13 protein-coding genes and 1 riboswitch are annotated in these 15,393 nt (G+C 59.6%); of the genes, 10 read left to right on the forward strand and 3 right to left on the reverse strand.

Annotation, left to right across the window (positions count from 1 at the left end):
* Positions 1-289 precede the first annotated feature (289 nt).
* Together RSF91_RS03380 and RSF91_RS03385 are read right to left on the reverse strand one after the other, a co-directional pair.
* Positions 290-1,090 (reverse strand): HAD-IIB family hydrolase, encoded by an 801-nt coding sequence (locus RSF91_RS03380; protein ID WP_332567088.1) that lies wholly within the window; start codon positions 1,088-1,090, stop codon positions 290-292.
* Positions 1,091-1,159: 69 nt separating this feature from the next.
* Positions 1,160-2,788 carry a peptide chain release factor 3 gene (locus RSF91_RS03385; RefSeq protein WP_332567089.1) on the reverse strand — a complete coding sequence of 543 codons (1,629 nt, stop codon included), beginning with the start codon at positions 2,786-2,788 and terminating at the stop codon, positions 1,160-1,162.
* 247 nt (positions 2,789-3,035) lie between these two features.
* On the opposite strand from RSF91_RS03385, the gene RSF91_RS03390 reads away from it, so the two are divergent.
* From RSF91_RS03390 to RSF91_RS03410, 5 genes are all read left to right on the forward strand, one after another.
* The gene (locus tag RSF91_RS03390; RefSeq protein WP_332567090.1) at positions 3,036-4,307 is read left to right on the forward strand and encodes an MFS transporter; all 1,272 of its coding nucleotides are present in this window, start codon (positions 3,036-3,038) and stop codon (positions 4,305-4,307) included.
* Positions 4,308-4,361: 54 nt separating this feature from the next.
* A riboswitch (S-adenosyl-L-homocysteine riboswitch) is annotated at positions 4,362-4,458 on the forward strand.
* A gap of 76 nt (positions 4,459-4,534) precedes the next feature.
* Entirely contained in the window at positions 4,535-5,965 is a 1,431-nt protein-coding gene (gene ahcY / locus RSF91_RS03395; protein ID WP_332567091.1) for an adenosylhomocysteinase, read from the forward strand.
* Between the two features lie 211 nt (positions 5,966-6,176).
* The gene (locus RSF91_RS03400) at positions 6,177-7,376 is read left to right on the forward strand and encodes a TlyA family RNA methyltransferase (protein ID WP_332567092.1); all 1,200 of its coding nucleotides are present in this window, start codon (positions 6,177-6,179) and stop codon (positions 7,374-7,376) included.
* Positions 7,377-7,447: 71 nt separating this feature from the next.
* Positions 7,448-8,275, forward strand: coding sequence for a methylenetetrahydrofolate reductase [NAD(P)H] (gene metF / locus RSF91_RS03405; protein WP_332567093.1), 828 nt, complete (start codon positions 7,448-7,450; stop codon positions 8,273-8,275).
* 139 nt (positions 8,276-8,414) lie between these two features.
* Entirely contained in the window at positions 8,415-9,098 is a 684-nt protein-coding gene (locus tag RSF91_RS03410; protein WP_332567255.1) for a septal ring lytic transglycosylase RlpA family protein, read from the forward strand.
* A 218-nt stretch (positions 9,099-9,316) separates the two neighbouring features.
* Here RSF91_RS03410 and RSF91_RS03415 read toward each other — a convergent pair whose 3' ends face one another.
* Positions 9,317-10,186 carry a 23S rRNA (adenine(2030)-N(6))-methyltransferase RlmJ gene (locus RSF91_RS03415; protein ID WP_198460817.1) on the reverse strand — a complete coding sequence of 290 codons (870 nt, stop codon included), beginning with the start codon at positions 10,184-10,186 and terminating at the stop codon, positions 9,317-9,319.
* A 323-nt stretch (positions 10,187-10,509) separates the two neighbouring features.
* Between RSF91_RS03415 and rplM the strand changes: the two genes are divergently transcribed.
* The 5 genes from rplM to xdhA all read left to right on the forward strand — a co-directional run bounded on the left by rplM (position 10,510) and on the right by xdhA (position 15,392).
* Positions 10,510-10,938: a 50S ribosomal protein L13 gene (rplM, locus tag RSF91_RS03420; RefSeq protein WP_332567094.1), complete on the forward strand. Its 429-nt coding sequence runs from the start codon at positions 10,510-10,512 to the stop codon at positions 10,936-10,938.
* A 9-nt stretch (positions 10,939-10,947) separates the two neighbouring features.
* Positions 10,948-11,340 carry a 30S ribosomal protein S9 gene (rpsI, locus tag RSF91_RS03425; protein ID WP_099738928.1) on the forward strand — a complete coding sequence of 131 codons (393 nt, stop codon included), beginning with the start codon at positions 10,948-10,950 and terminating at the stop codon, positions 11,338-11,340.
* A 233-nt stretch (positions 11,341-11,573) separates the two neighbouring features.
* Entirely contained in the window at positions 11,574-11,939 is a 366-nt protein-coding gene (gene erpA / locus RSF91_RS03430) for an iron-sulfur cluster insertion protein ErpA (RefSeq protein ID WP_198460819.1), read from the forward strand.
* 7 nt (positions 11,940-11,946) lie between these two features.
* Positions 11,947-13,479 (forward strand): multidrug transporter subunit MdtD, encoded by a 1,533-nt coding sequence (gene mdtD / locus RSF91_RS03435; RefSeq protein ID WP_442878795.1) that lies wholly within the window; start codon positions 11,947-11,949, stop codon positions 13,477-13,479.
* Between the two features lie 311 nt (positions 13,480-13,790).
* On the forward strand, positions 13,791-15,392 hold the full coding sequence (xdhA, locus tag RSF91_RS03440; protein WP_332567096.1) for a xanthine dehydrogenase small subunit: 1,602 nt from the start codon (positions 13,791-13,793) through the stop codon (positions 15,390-15,392).
* The last annotated feature ends 1 nt before the right edge of the window (position 15,393 follow it).

Raw genomic sequence — 15,393 nt, forward strand, 5'->3', positions numbered from 1 at the left:
TTTGTAAGCCCGGACCTACTTTTCAAGCGGGTCCATTGTTTGAGGTTCATCTAAGAATTCTTGACATTTCAGAGGGTGCGGGCGAATTCCCGCCTCAGTTGGCTTGCGCATTGCCGTGGTTGATCTGGGCGGCTGACTGAGGAAATGAATGGGTACCCGGACTACAGAAACGCAAAAGGCCTGCAAATATGTTGCAGGCCTTTAAAAAGATGAGCGTTTAGCGTTTGTTCTGTTTGAATCTCAGCGGGGTATCAATGCATATCGCAATAGAAGCAGGCGCAAGCTGCTATTACTTTTGAGTGCCCAGCAACTGATCGGCCAGTTGTACAAAGCCATCACCGCGCTCGGCGATGGTGACGTAGCGGGGCAGGTGCTTGAGCTGGGGCACAAAGCGCTCGATGTTGGCCACGCCCACGCTGTGGGGCATGTGCTGGAACATCAGCTGGTCATTGGTGGAGTCGCCGATGTAGACCCATTGGCCTAGCGTGGCGTCCAGGTCGATATTGAATAGTTCACGAACAATCCAGCGAGCGCCTTCCAGCTTGTTGTGCTCGCCAAACCAGCCGTTGATGTGGATGGAGCTGACAGTCGCGTTCATGCCCGCGGCCTTCATGATGGCCACGCACTGGTCGATCTGCGCCTGGGGCAGGTTCGTGAACTCGCTGTGATCCACGGCGATGTCGCACTCGCGGCCCGCAGAGTCTGTGGCGCGTGCGGCGCCGGGCACGGTGGCTTCGATTTGCTCCAGCACTGTCTGCATCTTGGCAAAGTTGCTGGCGCGCTCTTCGGCGCCTTGCTGGTAGAGCTTGTCCAGACGGCCTTGCGCATTGCGGCGCAGGGCCACAGCGCCGTTTTCGGCCACGATGGAATCTACGGGCCAGGCCGATGCAAAAGGCACACTCCAGCCCACGGGGCGGCCGGTGATGGGCACTACCTTCAGGCCCGCGTCTTTGAGGCGGGCAATGGCGGCCACCACGTGGTCTGGCACCACGCCATCAGTAGTCAACGTGTCGTCGATATCGGTCAGCACGCCCAGTAGCTTGGCGGGGGTCTGCAGTTCAGACAAGGGGCGCAGAAATTCTTGGCTCACGGTTCTATCCAAATAAATCAGCCCGCATGTGCGCTGCAGATGCGGGCTGTGTCGCTTATTGAGTGGAGATCAGTTTGCAGAGCCCAGAGACAGGCCAGCGTGTTCACGCAGCGGATGGAAGTGGATCTTGGGGAAACGCTCCTGCGCCAGTCGCACGTCATAGGGGCTGGTGCACAGATAGGCCAGCGTGTCGGCCGCATCGTGGGCCAGGCGTAGCGGGTAGGCATTTTCAAACTCGCGCAGATCGGCTGCGTTGTCGGCCGTAATCCAGCGGGCGCTGGTGTACTGGCAGCCTTCCAGGCGCACATCGCAGTCGTACTCGGTCTTCAGGCGGTGCTGAACGACTTCAAACTGCAGCTGACCGATGGCGCCCAGCAGCATATTGCCACCGACATCGGGCTTGAACACCTGAATCGCACCTTCTTCGCCCAGCTGCATCAGGCCTTGCTGCAGTTGCTTGGTGCGCAGCGGGTTCTTCAGCACCACGGTCATGAACATTTCAGGCGCGAAGAAAGGCAGGCCGGTGAATTGCAGGTTGGGGCCGTCGGTGATCGAGTCACCCAGCTGCACGCCACCGTGAATGGTGAAGCCGATGATGTCGCCGGCAAACGCTTCGTCCACCGCTTCGCGGCGTTGCGACATGAAGGTCACTACGGAGGTGGGGCGCAGTTCCTTGCCGGTGCGCTGCACCTTCATCTTCATGCCGGGTGTGTACTTGCCGCTGGCCACGCGCACAAAAGCGATGCGGTCGCGGTGGTTGCTGTCCATGTTGGCCTGCACCTTGAACACCACGCCGGAGAAGTTCTTGTCCTCGGGGTGAACAATTTTTTCTTCGCGCACGCGGTTCACTTCCGTGAACGCTACGCGCGGGCCGGGCGGGGGCGACATGTCGACCACGGCGTCCAGCACTTCCATTACACCGAAGTTGTTCACACCGGAGCCGAAGAACACGGGTGTCAGCTTGCCGGCCAGAAAGGCTTCATGGCTCCACTCGGCGGATGCGCCTACGGCCAGCTCCATGCTTTCCAGGGCGTCGTCAAAGGCTTGGCCAAAACGTGCGCGCAGCTTATCGGCTTCGGTCAGGGGGATGACTTCAAAGTCCTTGGGGCCACGGTCGCTGCCGGGGGTGAACACCGTCATGCTCTGCGTGCGCAGATTGATGATGCCGCCGAAGCTCTTGCCCTGGCCCACAGGCCAGGTGATGGGGCAGCAGGGCATGCCCAGCTCGCGCTCCACTTCGTCCATGATGTCCAGCGGGTCGCGCACTTCACGGTCAAACTTGTTGACGAAGGTGATGATGGGCGTGTTGCGCTGGCGGCAGACTTCGATCAGGCGGCGGGTTTGCGATTCCACACCGTTGGCCGCGTCAATCACCATCAAGGCCGAATCCACGGCTGTCAGCACGCGGTAGGTGTCTTCCGAGAAGTCCTTGTGGCCGGGGGTGTCGAGCAGGTTGATGACGTGGTCGCGGTAGCTCATCTGCATCACCGACGATGCGACCGAGATACCACGCTGCTTTTCAATTTCCATCCAGTCGGAGGTGGCGTGGCGGCTGGCCTTGCGCCCCTTCACCGCACCGGCAATCTGAATCGCGCCCGAGAACAGCAGCAGCTTTTCGGTCAGCGTGGTCTTACCCGCATCCGGGTGGGAAATGATGGCGAACGTACGACGGCGCTGAGTTTCTGGGGCGTATGACACGGTATTGAGAGCTGTAAATACAACCGGAGATGCCGGCTGTGACCACAAAAAAGGTGCAGCGATCGATTGGCTGCACAAGGCCCGCGCCCATGCAGGGCAGGCCTGTGAATAAGGCTTGAGGGCGCTTATTTTAACGGCAGGGGCAATTCATGGCGACGGGGCGGGCATGAGCTGTTTGCCGCGCGCCTTGGCCGGCCGGTATGCGGAGCACAATAGCCGCATCGCCTCAGGTTTTCGTTGCTCAGTCATGAACCGTTCCCCGCAGGATGTGAATACCCCCTTGCCGACCGAGCCTCAAGGCTTGGCTGCTCCTGTCTGGATCAAACGCGGAACTCCCGATTACTGGCGGGTCAGCGTGGCGCTGTTTCTGGCGGGCTTTGCCACCTTCTCGCTGCTGTACTGTGTGCAGCCACTGCTGCCCGAGCTGGCGCGTACCTTTGCGGTCAGCCCCGCCCAGAGCGCGCTGGCGCTGTCGGTGTCCACGGCGTGTCTGGCGGTTTCCATTGTTCTGGCCGGGGCGCTGTCCGAGGGGCTGGGACGGCGCAAGCTGATGTTCATCTCCATGGCGCTGGCCGCCTTGTGCAATCTGGGGGCCTCGTTTTTGCCACAATGGCATGCACTGCTGGCTGCACGGGCGCTAGAGGGCTTGCTGCTGGGTGGCGTGCCTGCGGTGGCCATGGCTTATCTGTCTGAAGAGATTGACCCGCCGGGCCTGGGCTTTGCCATGGGCCTGTATGTGGGCGGTACCGCGCTGGGCGGCATGCTGGGCCGCGTGGGCATGAGCGCCATGACGGAGTTCTGGGGCTGGCGCCACGCGCTGGCCGCGCTTTCGGTGCTGGATTTGCTGGCGGCGCTGGGCTTTGTCTGGTTGCTGCCCAACTCGCGCAACTTCGTGAAAAAGACGGGGCTGGGTGCCAGGTATCACCTGCAGGCCTGGGGCCGGCATTTGCAGCACAAGGGCTTGCCACTGCTGTTTTTCATCGCTTTTGGCCTGATGGGCGTGTTTGTCAGCATCTACAACTACGCGGGCTTTTTGCTCAGTGCATCGCCGTACAGCATGAGCCAGTTGGAGATCAGCCATATCTTCTACGCCTATCTGCTGGGCACGGCGGCATCGCCCATCGCTGGCGGGCTGGCCGATAAGTTGGGGCGCGGCCCGGTTCTGATTGCGGGCACTTTGCTCATGGCGCTAGGAGTGGTGCTGACGCTTTTTGAGCCGCTGGCGGTCATCGTCACCGGCGTTGTGTTGCTGACGGCCGGTTTTTTTGTGGCGCACTCGGTCGCTAGCGGCTGGGTGGGGCGGCTGGCGACGCAGTCCAAGGGGCATGCGTCCTCGCTGTATCTCTGGAGCTATTACATGGGCTCCAGTGTGCTGGGGGCCGGGGCGGGCTGGTTCTGGTCGCGCTGGGGCTGGTCAGGGGTCGGCTCTGTGGCTTTGCTGGTGCTGGCGCTGGTGATTGCTCTGGCGCTGCGCGTGCAGTGGCTGTCGGTGCAGGCAGCAAAGGGGCGATTGGCCTGAATTCAGTCGGTTATCGCCTGGCGGACGGGAAGGGGATTCCCTTATAATCGCCCTCCATCCGAGGAGCGTTGCAGCGTTCCCCAGCCGGTTTAACACCGGCCGCAGTGGGGCGTGAGGCTCGGATTTCATCTCGCAACGACGCTCACCCACGCTTTCTGTGCGGTGAGATGGCATTCCCTCCTTCTTCCGCGGAACGTGGTTTCTCATTCAAATTTTGGAGAAAAACCATGAACGCTGCTGTTCGCTTCAACCCTGCTGATTCGGCCATTACCGACATTACCCTTGCCGCCTGGGGCCGCAAGGAAATCAATATCGCTGAAACCGAAATGCCCGGCCTGATGGCCATCCGCGAAGAATTCGCCGCTGCCCAGCCCCTGAAGGGCGCGCGCATCACCGGCTCGCTGCACATGACCATTCAAACGGCTGTGCTGATCGAGACCCTGAAGGACCTGGGCGCTACCGTGCGCTGGGCTTCGTGCAACATCTTCTCGACCCAGGACCATGCCGCCGCTGCTATCGCTGCCACCGGCACGCCTGTGTTCGCCATCAAGGGTGAGTCGCTGAAGGATTACTGGGACTACACCCACAACATCTTCGAGTTCGGCGCCAAGGGCACTGAAGGCGAAGGCCCCAACATGATTCTGGACGACGGCGGCGATGCCACCGTGCTGCTGCACCTGGGCCAGAAGGCCGAGAAGGACATCTCCGTGCTGGCCAACCCCGGCTCGGAAGAAGAAAAGATCATGTTCGCGGCCATCAAGGCCAAGCTGGCCATTGACAGCACCTGGTACACCCGCAAGTCGGCTGAGATTCGCGGCGTGACCGAAGAAACCACCACCGGCGTGCACCGCCTGAACGAAATGTCGGCCAAGGGCACTTTGCTGTTCCGCGCCATCAACGTGAACGACTCGGTGACCAAGTCCAAGTTCGACAACCTGTACGGCTGCCGCGAATCGCTGGTGGACGGCATCAAGCGCGCCACCGACGTGATGATCGCCGGCAAGGTCGCTGTAGTGGCTGGCTACGGTGACGTGGGCAAGGGCTGCGCCCAGGCTCTGTCCGCTCTGCGCGCCCAAGTGTGGGTGACCGAGATTGACCCCATCAACGCCCTGCAAGCCGCGATGGAAGGCTACAAGGTCGTGACCATGGAATATGCCGCCGACAAGTGCGACATCTTCGTGACCACCACCGGCAACAAGGACATCATCCGCCACGAGCACATGGTTGCCATGAAGGATGAGGCCATCGTCTGCAACATCGGTCACTTCGACAACGAAATCGACGTTGCTTCGATCGAGCAGTACGAGTGGGAAGAAATCAAGCCACAGGTTGACCACATCAAGTTCCCCGATGGCAAGAAGATCATCCTGCTGGCCAAGGGCCGCCTGGTGAACCTGGGTTGCGCCACCGGCCACCCATCGTTCGTGATGAGCGCCTCGTTCGCCAACCAGACCATCGCCCAGATCGAGCTGTTCACCCGCCCTGAAGCCTACGAAGTGGGCAAGGTCTACGTGCTGCCCAAGGTGCTGGACGAAAAGGTGGCCCGCCTGCACCTGAAAAAGGTTGGCGCCCAGCTGACCGAGCTGAGCGACACACAAGCCGCCTACATTGGCGTGAAGAAGGAAGGCCCTTACAAGCCTGAAACTTACCGCTACTAAGCCAGCGGCCATGCAGTGCAGTCAGCCTGGGTTGACTGCACTGCTCAATATTTTGCTAGCTACTAGCGCTTGATTTCATTGGAATTCATATAGGTTAAGACCTGAAATTCAATTGAATCAAGCGCAAGAAGCTACATAAAACATAGTTCTATCGCCTCGCTGCACCTCTGTGCAGTGCCCGGCACCGGTTAATTTCAAAGGAAGCGACGCTATGCGCGCAGATGTTTTTTTGGTGGAAGCAGGCCATGCTTCGACACGCTCACAGGCCCAGCGCCTGATTGCTTCGGGCGTGGAGTGGCGCCTGACGCCGCTGGCACCCTGGAAGAAGGTTGCCAAGAACGGTGACGACATTCCTGCTGGCGCTGAGCTGCAATTGCTGGATGCGGCTGAAGCCAAGTACATCTCGCGTGGTGGTCTCAAGCTCGAAGGCGCGCTGGCTGCCACAGGCATTGCCGTCAAGGGCCTGCGCTGCCTGGATGTGGGTCAGAGCACGGGCGGCTTTACCGACTGCCTGCTGCAGGCTGGTGCCGCCCAGGTGGTGGGCGTGGACGTGGGCCATAGCCAGCTGCACGAGCGCCTGCGCAGCGACGAGCGCGTGATCTGTGTGGAAAGCTTCAACGCCCGCACATTGACCCCCGCATCTCTGGAAGTTGCCTGCGACGAAGCGCTGTGCGATGTCATCGAAGAAGAAGAAGACAACGACACCCAGCCCCAGGCTCCTTACGCCTGGATGCGCAACGGCGGTCAAATCGACGAAGACTATGACGACAGCGACGACGCCAAGGAGCAGGACATTGAGTCCTTCAAGGCCGAACGCATTGCCAAGGCCAAGGCCAAGTCTGACGGTGTGGCTCCTGTGGAACTGCGCCGCCGCCCTGGCACCCAGAACATCGACATCACGCCCGCGTTTGACTTTGTCACCGGCGATGTGTCCTTTATCTCGCTGACGCTGGTACTGCCTTCCGTGGTGCAGGTGCTCAAGCCCCATGGCCAGCTGCTGATGCTGGTCAAGCCTCAATTCGAGTTGCAACCCGGCCAGATCGGCAAGGGCGGCATTGTGCGCGACAAGGCTTTGTACGTTGAAGTCGAGCAGCGCATTCGCGAATGCCTCACGGGCCTTGGTTTGACCGTCAAGCAGTGGATGGATTCGCCTATTGAAGGCGGCGACGGCAACCACGAATTCTTCGTTTGGGCCGAGCAGGGCGCTGAAATCAAGGCTCCCGCCCCTCAGGCGGCTGCAGATGAAGAGGCAACGGCCAAGCCCGCAGTCAAGGCTGCAGCCAAGCGCCCATCGCGTGCCGACATCAAGGCCCAGCGCGCCAAGCAAGAGCTGTATGCAGACCCCGAGGTGGCCAGCTTTGGTCAACCCGGCCCCGGTCGCGGCAAGCAAAAAAAACGTAACGAGCGCTAAGCAATAACGCCATGAGCGCTGAGTTTTCAGCGCTCGCCCATGACCTATAAGATTCAGAGACAAGTGCAGCCATGAGTTACCCCGTCAGCTTCGAGTTTTTCCCCACCAAGACGCCTGAAGGCGCGGCAAAGCATGTGGCCGTGCGTCAGGCGCTGTATGCGCGCAAGCCTCAGTTCTGCTCCGTCACCTATGGTGCGGGCGGCTCTACGCAGGCGGGCACTTTCACCATGGTGCAGGACATCCAGAACGAAGGGGTGAGCGCGGCTTCGCACTTCTCCTGCATCGGTGCCACTCAAGACTCGGTGCGCGAAGAACTCACACAGCTCAAGGCCATGGGCGTCAAGCGCATCGTGGCCCTGCGCGGTGACTTGCCCAGCGGTTATGGACTGGGCGGAGAGTTCCATTACGCCAGCGATCTCGTTGCATTTGTCCGACAGGAATTTGGTGACTGGTTTTACATCGAAGTAGCCGCTTACCCCGAAACTCACCCTCAAGCAAAGTCCCCACGTAGTGATCTGGACGCATTTGTTGCTAAAGTTCGGGCTGGTGCAGATTCCGCCATCACGCAATACTTCTACAATGCCGACGCATACATGCGCTTTGTAGATGAGGTGAAGGCCCTTGGGCTCGACGTTCCAGTCGTGCCGGGAATCATGCCAATCACCAGCTCTACACAGCTGATGCGCTTCTCGGATGCATGCGGCACCGAGATTCCGCGCTGGATTCGTCTGCGTCTGCAGGCGTACGGAGATGACACCGCTTCCATTCGTGCGTTCGGACTGGATGTCGTGACACATCTTTGCGAGCAGTTGCGCAGCCAGGGGGCTCCCGGGTTGCACTTCTATACGATGAACCAGAGCGTCGCCACTCTGGAGATCTGCGATCGTCTGGGTCTGTAAGCCATAAGCTTGCTGGCTGCGAGGCGGCCAGTCTTTGGCGGCTCTCACTTGAGATTTCAAGGAGATTGCGCCCGTGCAACCAAAATTTTCGCGCTTGCGTTGTTATCAATGGATAGGCCTTGCCGTCGTCACTGCGACCATGGCGGGCTGTGCACCGCTGGCTGAAAACACGGCAGATCAGGCTGCAGGCGTTCAGAGCCGTCCTTCAAAGGGCGCGGCACAACCCAGTGCCTCGGCACCTTTGCGGCCCGACGCTTACACACGCAGCAACGCCCGCGACAAAGGTCTGGGCATCAAGGCCAACAAGCCTGTCGATGCCGATCAGGCCGATACCCCCGAAGACAGCAATAAATACGAATTGAGCGTGCCGCGCGAGAGTGACCAGTCGGGTCTGGCTTCCTGGTATGGCGGACAATTTCATGGTCGTAAGACGGCGAGTGGCGAGCGCTTTGACAGCATGGACCTGACGGCGGCTCACAAGACGCTGCCTTTTGGTACACGTGTCTGCGTGCGCAGCGCAGTGACTGGCAAAAGCGTGGTGGTGCGAATCAATGACCGCGGCCCGTTTGCGCCCGGTCGCATTATTGACCTGAGCAAGGCTGCAGCCCAAGAACTGGGCATGCTGGGCCTTGGCATCAAGCCAGTGGAGCTGTGGCAGCTCGAATCGGATGAAGATGAGTGCCCGGCTCGTCTCTCGACAGCAAGCAAAAAGCGCTCATCCAAGATGGCTGCAAGCGCTTCCGCCAAGGGAGCCAAGGTGCGTGCCGCATCGGCAAGCAAGCCTGCTCGCAAAGTTTCTCAGACTGCCAAGCAAAGGCGCTGAGCTGCCAGAGATGGGGGCGAGCGTAGGCTAGAGCCCAGTATTTGCCCCATGTGCAGTTCAATGAGCCTTGTTGCACGAGGCGTGCACAGCAATTGGGCCCGTTCAGCGAATCGCTCAGGTTGACACTCACGTCGTTGGGCGCTGGAAAGCTATCTTGCTTGTGCGGAAGCCCCAATGCAGGCGCAGCCTGGTGACTGCGCCCTGATATCTGCGGCTAGTTACTTTCCGCCGGATTCCAGTGTGAACGCCGCATTTTCGTCTTGACCCAGCAGCTTGACGAGCTGAGGCATGGCGGGCTTGAGCTGTTCTTTCAGATTGAACGGCGGGTTGATCAGGAACATGCCGCTGGCAGGCAGACCGCCGCGCTCGGAGGTCTTGTTGCTCTTGACGGTGAGCGTGGCGTGCAGCCAGCTCTTACCGGCTTTGGTCGCCATGGTCTTGAGGCGCTTGGGCAGGTCATGCGCATCAGGGCGAGGAATGATGGGGTACCAGACGGCGTAAGTGCCGGTGGGGAAGCGCTTCAAGCTGTCCGCCACCATATCCAGCACGCGGCCGTAGTCCGTCTTTAATTCATAGCTGGGATCGCACAGCAGCAAAGCGCGGCGCGACGGTGGGGGCAGGAATTTTTTCACACCCTCAAAGCCATCTTCCATAAGAATATTGACTTGGCGAGGCACTTCCAGCTGAGCCATATTGCCCGCCAGTGAGCGCATGTCTGTGGGGTGCAGCTCAAAGGCCTTGAGGCGGTCATGACCGCGCAGCAGCGCCTGCGTAATGAAGGGCGAGCCGGGGTAGTTGCGAATCGCATTGCCCTGATTGAAGCTGCGCACCATCTGCATGTAGTTCTGCAAGATAGGAGCCAGCTCGGATTCCTTGGCGGCAACCAGCCGCATGATGCCGTCTTCGGCTTCACCGCTCTTGCTGGCGTAGTCGCCGTCGAGGCGGTACAGGCCCGCACCGCCGTGGGTGTCGAGCACCGTCAGCGCAGCCTCTTTTTGCGTGAGGTATTGCACAGTAGCAATCAGGATGGAGTGCTTGAGCACATCAGCGTGATTGCCTGCATGAAAGGCGTGGCGGTAACTGAACATAGAGAAGGATGGTAACCAGCAGGGTAAAAGAGGAACAGCACTTTTTACCCTGTGGTTTTTAAAGGCTGCTGACGCCTGTGTGCAGAGTGGGAATGAGGTCGTATGGGCTCATTCACAACAGGCTGCTGCACGAAAAAACGCAGGTTCTGGCGTTTTTGTATAATGGCGGGCTTCGCAGCGATTTTATGGTTCCCGCGGCGAAGGCTCAGGCTTCGGTCCGAGTAACCCCGCCTAAGAGGCTTCCTTTAAAAGATTCGTCTTTTTCTAGAAGAAGCACCGACCGCGGAAAAGGGACCGCCAAACCCTCTAGAAAGAGAAAACTCATGTCTACATTCAGCGCAAAGCCCGCTGAGGTGCAACACGAGTGGTTTGTGATTGACGCCACCGATAAGGTGCTCGGACGTGTCGCCAGCGAAGTGGCACTCCGTCTGCGCGGCAAGCACAAAGCCATTTACACACCTCACGTTGACACCGGTGACTACATCGTCATCATCAACGCCTCCAAGCTCAAGGTCACTGGTACCAAGAACCTGGACAAGGTGTACTACCGTCACTCCGGTTTCCCCGGCGGCATCACTGCCACCAACTTCCGCGACCTGCAAGCCAAGTTCCCTGGCCGTGCTCTCGAGAAGGCCGTCAAGGGCATGCTGCCCAAGGGTCCTCTGGGCTACGCCATGATCAAGAAGCTCAAGGTTTACGGTGGTGCTGAGCACCCTCACACCGCTCAACAGCCTAAAGTGCTGGAAGTCTAAGGAGTCGAGATGATTGGTGATTGGAATAACGGCACTGGCCGTCGTAAATCTAGCGTCGCTCGCGTGTTCCTGAAGAAGGGCTCCGGCAAAATTACTGTGAATGGCAAAGACATTCAAGAGTACTTCGGCCGCGGCACCTCCATCATGATCGCAAAGCAACCCCTGGCTCTCACAGAGAACCTGGAGTCTTTCGACATCCAAGTGAACGTCCATGGCGGCGGCGAATCCGGTCAAGCCGGTGCAGTTCGTCACGGCGTTACTCGCGCTCTGATCGACTATGACGCAGCTCTGAAGCCTGCACTGAGCCAAGCCGGCTTCGTGACTCGCGATGCTCGTGAAGTTGAGCGTAAGAAGGTTGGTCTGCGTGGTGCTCGTCGCGCCAAGCAGTTCTCGAAGCGTTAATTCGTTTCCCAGCCAGAGAGACTCTCCGGAGTCTTTCCGCGAGAAACCGCCCCGAACGCAAGTTCAGGGCGGTTTTTTTATGGGCGCTGTATTCCTCTTCATTCCTGTTTGCATCGCTTGAAGGCGCTTTGGGGCAATGTCCCCACTTGGTTTGGCGACAAAGAAATGCGGTCTGAATTCCCGAGCCCGTTGCTGTACCATTTCGCTCAATCAAGAACCTACGGAGTATTGCCATGAGCGCCGTTGCTGAAACCACGACTACTGAAATGCCTTCCCCCATCGTCTTCACCGACAGCGCTGCTGCCAAGGTGGCGGATCTGATCGCCGAAGAAGGCAATCCTGATCTGAAGCTGCGCGTTTTTGTGCAGGGTGGTGGCTGCTCTGGCTTCCAGTACGGTTTCACGTTCGATGAAATCACCAACGACGACGACACCACCATGACCAAGCGTGGCGTCTCCTTGTTGATCGACTCCATGAGCTACCAGTACCTGCTGGGTGCCGAGATCGACTACAAGGAAGACCTGCAAGGTGCGCAGTTTGTGATCAAGAACCCCAACGCCACCACCACTTGCGGTTGCGGCTCCAGCTTCTCGGTCTAAGTCCTCTATGCATGTGTGCACGCCAGCCACTCCGGTTCTGGCGCTTGCACACCGTTTAAGCCGCTGCTCGTCAGCGGCTTTTTTGTTGCCGCACGCTTTTTGTCCGGAGTCGCTCATGAGCGAGACGCCCCTCACGCACAGCAGTGCGCCCCACAAAGAGAGATTGCTCTGGCTGGTGGCCATTGGCTTTTTCATGCAGACGCTGGATGCCACCATCCTCAACACGGCACTGCCTGCCATGTCGCAGGAGCTGGGCGAGAGCCCCATGAAGATGCAGTCCGTCATCGTGGCCTATGCGCTGACCACGGCCATGCTGATTCCCGCTACCGGCTGGGTGGCTGATCGCTTTGGCACGCGGCGCATCTACGGTCTGGCGATTGGCTTGTTTGTGCTGGGCTCGGTACTGTGCGCGCTGTCGCCCAGCCTGCCGTTTCTGATTGCGGCGCGTGTGGTGCAGGGTGTGGGCGGCGCCATGATGCTGCCTGTGGGGCGACTGGCCGTGCTGCGCACCTATCCGCGTGGAGAGTTCATCCGCGCGATGAGTTTTATCGCCATTCCGGGGCAGGTGGGGCCGCTGCTGGGTCCCACGCTGGGAGGCTGGATGGTGGAGTACGCCAGCTGGCACTGGATTTTCTGGATCAACGTGCCCGTGGGTCTGATCGGTCTGTGGGCCACATGGCGCTGGTTTCCGCAAAGCGCACCGGTGGTCGTTCATCGTTTTGATATCAAGGGCTACAGCATGCTGGCCTTTGGCATGGTGGCCATCTCGGTGGCGCTGGATGGCATGTCGGGTATGGGGCTGGGCATGGCGCTGGTCGTTGTGCTTATGGTGTTTGGTCTGGCCAGCCTCGCCAGCTACTGGATGCATGCGCTGCGGGTTGATGAGCCTTTGTTCCCGCCTGCGCTGTTTAAAGTGCGCTCGCTGCGCGTGGGTCTGCTGGGCAATCTATTTACGCGCTTTGGCAGTGGTGCTGCGCCGTTTCTCATTCCGCTGCTGCTGCAGATTGGCTTGAAGATGTCGCCCATGCATGCCGGCATGATGATGCTGGCCACCGTGCTGGGCAGCATGCTCGTCAAACGCATTGCCGTGCGCACTGTGCAGCACGTTGGCTACAAGCGCGTGCTGCAGGTCAACTCGGTCATGCTGGCCCTGATGCTGGCCTCGTTTGGTCTGGTGGCTGAGGGCACTCCAACCTGGTTGCTGCTGGTGCAGCTGTTCATCTTTGGCGGCTTCAATTCCATGCAGTTCTCGGCCATGAACTCGGTCACGCTCAAGGATATGGAAGGCGAGTTTGCCAGCAGTGGCAACAGCCTTTTGTCCATGGTGCAGATGCTGGCCATGAGCATGGGCGTGGCGCTGGCCGGTGCGCTACTGACGGGCTTTGGCGATATGTGGCCCGCACAGGGAAGCGACCGCTTGCTGTCGATTCGTGCCACTTTTGTGACTGTGGCCTTGATGACGCTGGCCGCCACGCTGGTGTTCAGTCAGCTCGATAGCGATGAGCCCGTGCGCCCGGCGCCCGATGGTGGCGATGCTTAAAAATTAATAGCTGGTGGCGCATGCTTAATATAGGTTTCAGACTATTTGATGCCTGAAATTCTTGATTAACAAGCGCTTGCAGCTATCAATGTAGAAACACGCGATAGCGCCTCTCTTCGGTACTTTCCCGAGGAGAGGCGCTTTTTTTACGGGTTCTCCCTTGATTTTGGTCCTGGATATATCGCGTGCGGCATAGCCCATATGAGCGGGGCTATATGAGAAGCTGCTGATGCGCGCGTAGTCTCTCGATGAAGACTACGCTTGGTATGTATTTTGCATACAGGCAGTCCACCTAATTCTGTCCCACGATCATGAGCACCAGTCACAACTCTCAACCCATACGCTTCTACCACCGCGGCGAGGTGGTCGAAGTGCAAGGCCCGCACCCCACCCGCTCGGTGCTGCAGTGGCTGCGTGAGGATGCGCATTGCACGGGCACCAAGGAAGGTTGCAACGAAGGCGATTGCGGTGCCTGCACGGTAGTCATCGGCGAGCTGGCCGAGGCCGGTGATGTGCAGGCCATCAACGGGCTGAAGCTGCAGACCGTCAACGCCTGCATTCAATTTCTGCCCAGCCTGCATGGCAAGGCCTTGTTCACGGTGGAAGACCTCAAGACCCAGTGCGCAGGAAAGGCCGCCTGTGCGGGCAAGCCTGCCGCGCAAGCTTTGCACCCCGTGCAGCAAGCCATGGTGGAGTGCCACGGCTCGCAATGCGGCTTTTGCACGCCCGGCATCGTCATGTCGCTGTGGTCCAGCTATGAGCTTCATCAACAGCAAAGCACCCAGCCCACGCGCCAGCAACTGGCCGATGAGCTGTCGGGCAATCTGTGCCGCTGCACCGGCTACCGCCCCATTCTGGATGCGGGCCAGCGCATGTTTGATTTGCCACAGGTACGCCTCGATACCGCGCCAGTAGTCGCTGCGCTGAAAAACCTGCAAGGCAGTGCCGAGGGGCTGAACTATGCGTACAGCCAAGGCCTGCGCACCGATCACTTTCACGCACCGCTCACGCTGGATGTGCTGGCCAGCCTGTATGAGGCCAAGCCCATGGCGCGCATCGTGGCGGGCTCTACCGATGTGGGGCTGTGGGTCAACAAGCAGTTCAGAGACTTGGGTGACATCATCTACGTGGGTGATGTGGCCGATATGAAGCGCATTGAGGTTCGGCAGGACGCTGAGGGCGGCGAGCTATACATAGGCGCAGGCGCATCGCTTGAGGCAGCATGGAGTGCGCTGGTGCAGCGCTGGCCCAGCCTTGCCGATGTGTGGCTGCGCTTTGCCTCCAAGCCCATACGCCACGCGGGCACCATGGGCGGCAACGTGGCCAATGGCTCACCCATTGGTGATTCGCCGCCCGTGCTGATGGCGCTGGATGCGCAGATTGAGCTGCGCAAGGGCGAGCGCGTGCGCCGCATGCCGCTGCGGGATTTCTATCTGGACTATATGAAGAACCAGCTGGAGAGCGGCGAGTTTGTGCAGGCGCTGGCCGTGCCGCTGGCCGCCATGCAGCGCCAGGTGCGCGGCTACAAGATCAGCAAGCGTTTTGACTGCGATATCTCGGCCCTGTGCGCAGGTTTTGCGCTGGAGCTGGAGGGCGATGTGGTCAAGGCCGTGCGACTGGCTTTTGGCGGCATGGCTGCTACGGTAAAGAGAGCGGCGGGCGCAGAAGCAGCCTTGGTTGGAAAGGTGTGGAGCCTTGAAAACGTCAAAGCTGCGCAAGCCGCACTGGCTCAGGACTTCAAGCCTATGAGCGATATGCGCGCCAGTGCCGATTACCGCTTGAAGGTGGCGCAGAACCTAATCCAGCGCCTGTGGCTGGAAACGCGCACTGACCAGCCCTTGAATCTGGATGCCACCAGCGTGTGGAGCGTGATGCCCCATGTCATCCCCGCCGCCGTGGAGCAAGGAGTCTGAG

Source organism: Comamonas sp., assembly GCF_036643215.1.
GTDB lineage: Bacteria > Pseudomonadota > Gammaproteobacteria > Burkholderiales > Burkholderiaceae_C > Comamonas.

What these genes read in the sequence shown, in the direction of transcription:
- metF (WP_332567093.1), top strand. Translation starts at nt 7,448, where the DNA reads ATGAGTTACCCCGTCAGCTTCGAGTTTTTCCCCACCAAGACGCCTGAA.
- rplM (WP_332567094.1), top strand. Translation starts at nt 10,510, where the DNA reads ATGTCTACATTCAGCGCAAAGCCCGCTGAGGTGCAACACGAGTGGTTT.
- RSF91_RS03390 (WP_332567090.1), top strand. Translation starts at nt 3,036, where the DNA reads ATGAACCGTTCCCCGCAGGATGTGAATACCCCCTTGCCGACCGAGCCT.
- rpsI (WP_099738928.1), top strand. Translation starts at nt 10,948, where the DNA reads ATGATTGGTGATTGGAATAACGGCACTGGCCGTCGTAAATCTAGCGTC.
- RSF91_RS03415 (WP_198460817.1), bottom strand. Translation starts at nt 10,186, where the DNA reads ATGTTCAGTTACCGCCACGCCTTTCATGCAGGCAATCACGCTGATGTG.
- mdtD (WP_442878795.1), top strand. Translation starts at nt 11,947, where the DNA reads ATGCATGTGTGCACGCCAGCCACTCCGGTTCTGGCGCTTGCACACCGT.
- ahcY (WP_332567091.1), top strand. Translation starts at nt 4,535, where the DNA reads ATGAACGCTGCTGTTCGCTTCAACCCTGCTGATTCGGCCATTACCGAC.
- RSF91_RS03400 (WP_332567092.1), top strand. Translation starts at nt 6,177, where the DNA reads ATGCGCGCAGATGTTTTTTTGGTGGAAGCAGGCCATGCTTCGACACGC.
- erpA (WP_198460819.1), top strand. Translation starts at nt 11,574, where the DNA reads ATGAGCGCCGTTGCTGAAACCACGACTACTGAAATGCCTTCCCCCATC.
- xdhA (WP_332567096.1), top strand. Translation starts at nt 13,791, where the DNA reads ATGAGCACCAGTCACAACTCTCAACCCATACGCTTCTACCACCGCGGC.
- RSF91_RS03410 (WP_332567255.1), top strand. Translation starts at nt 8,415, where the DNA reads ATGGCGGGCTGTGCACCGCTGGCTGAAAACACGGCAGATCAGGCTGCA.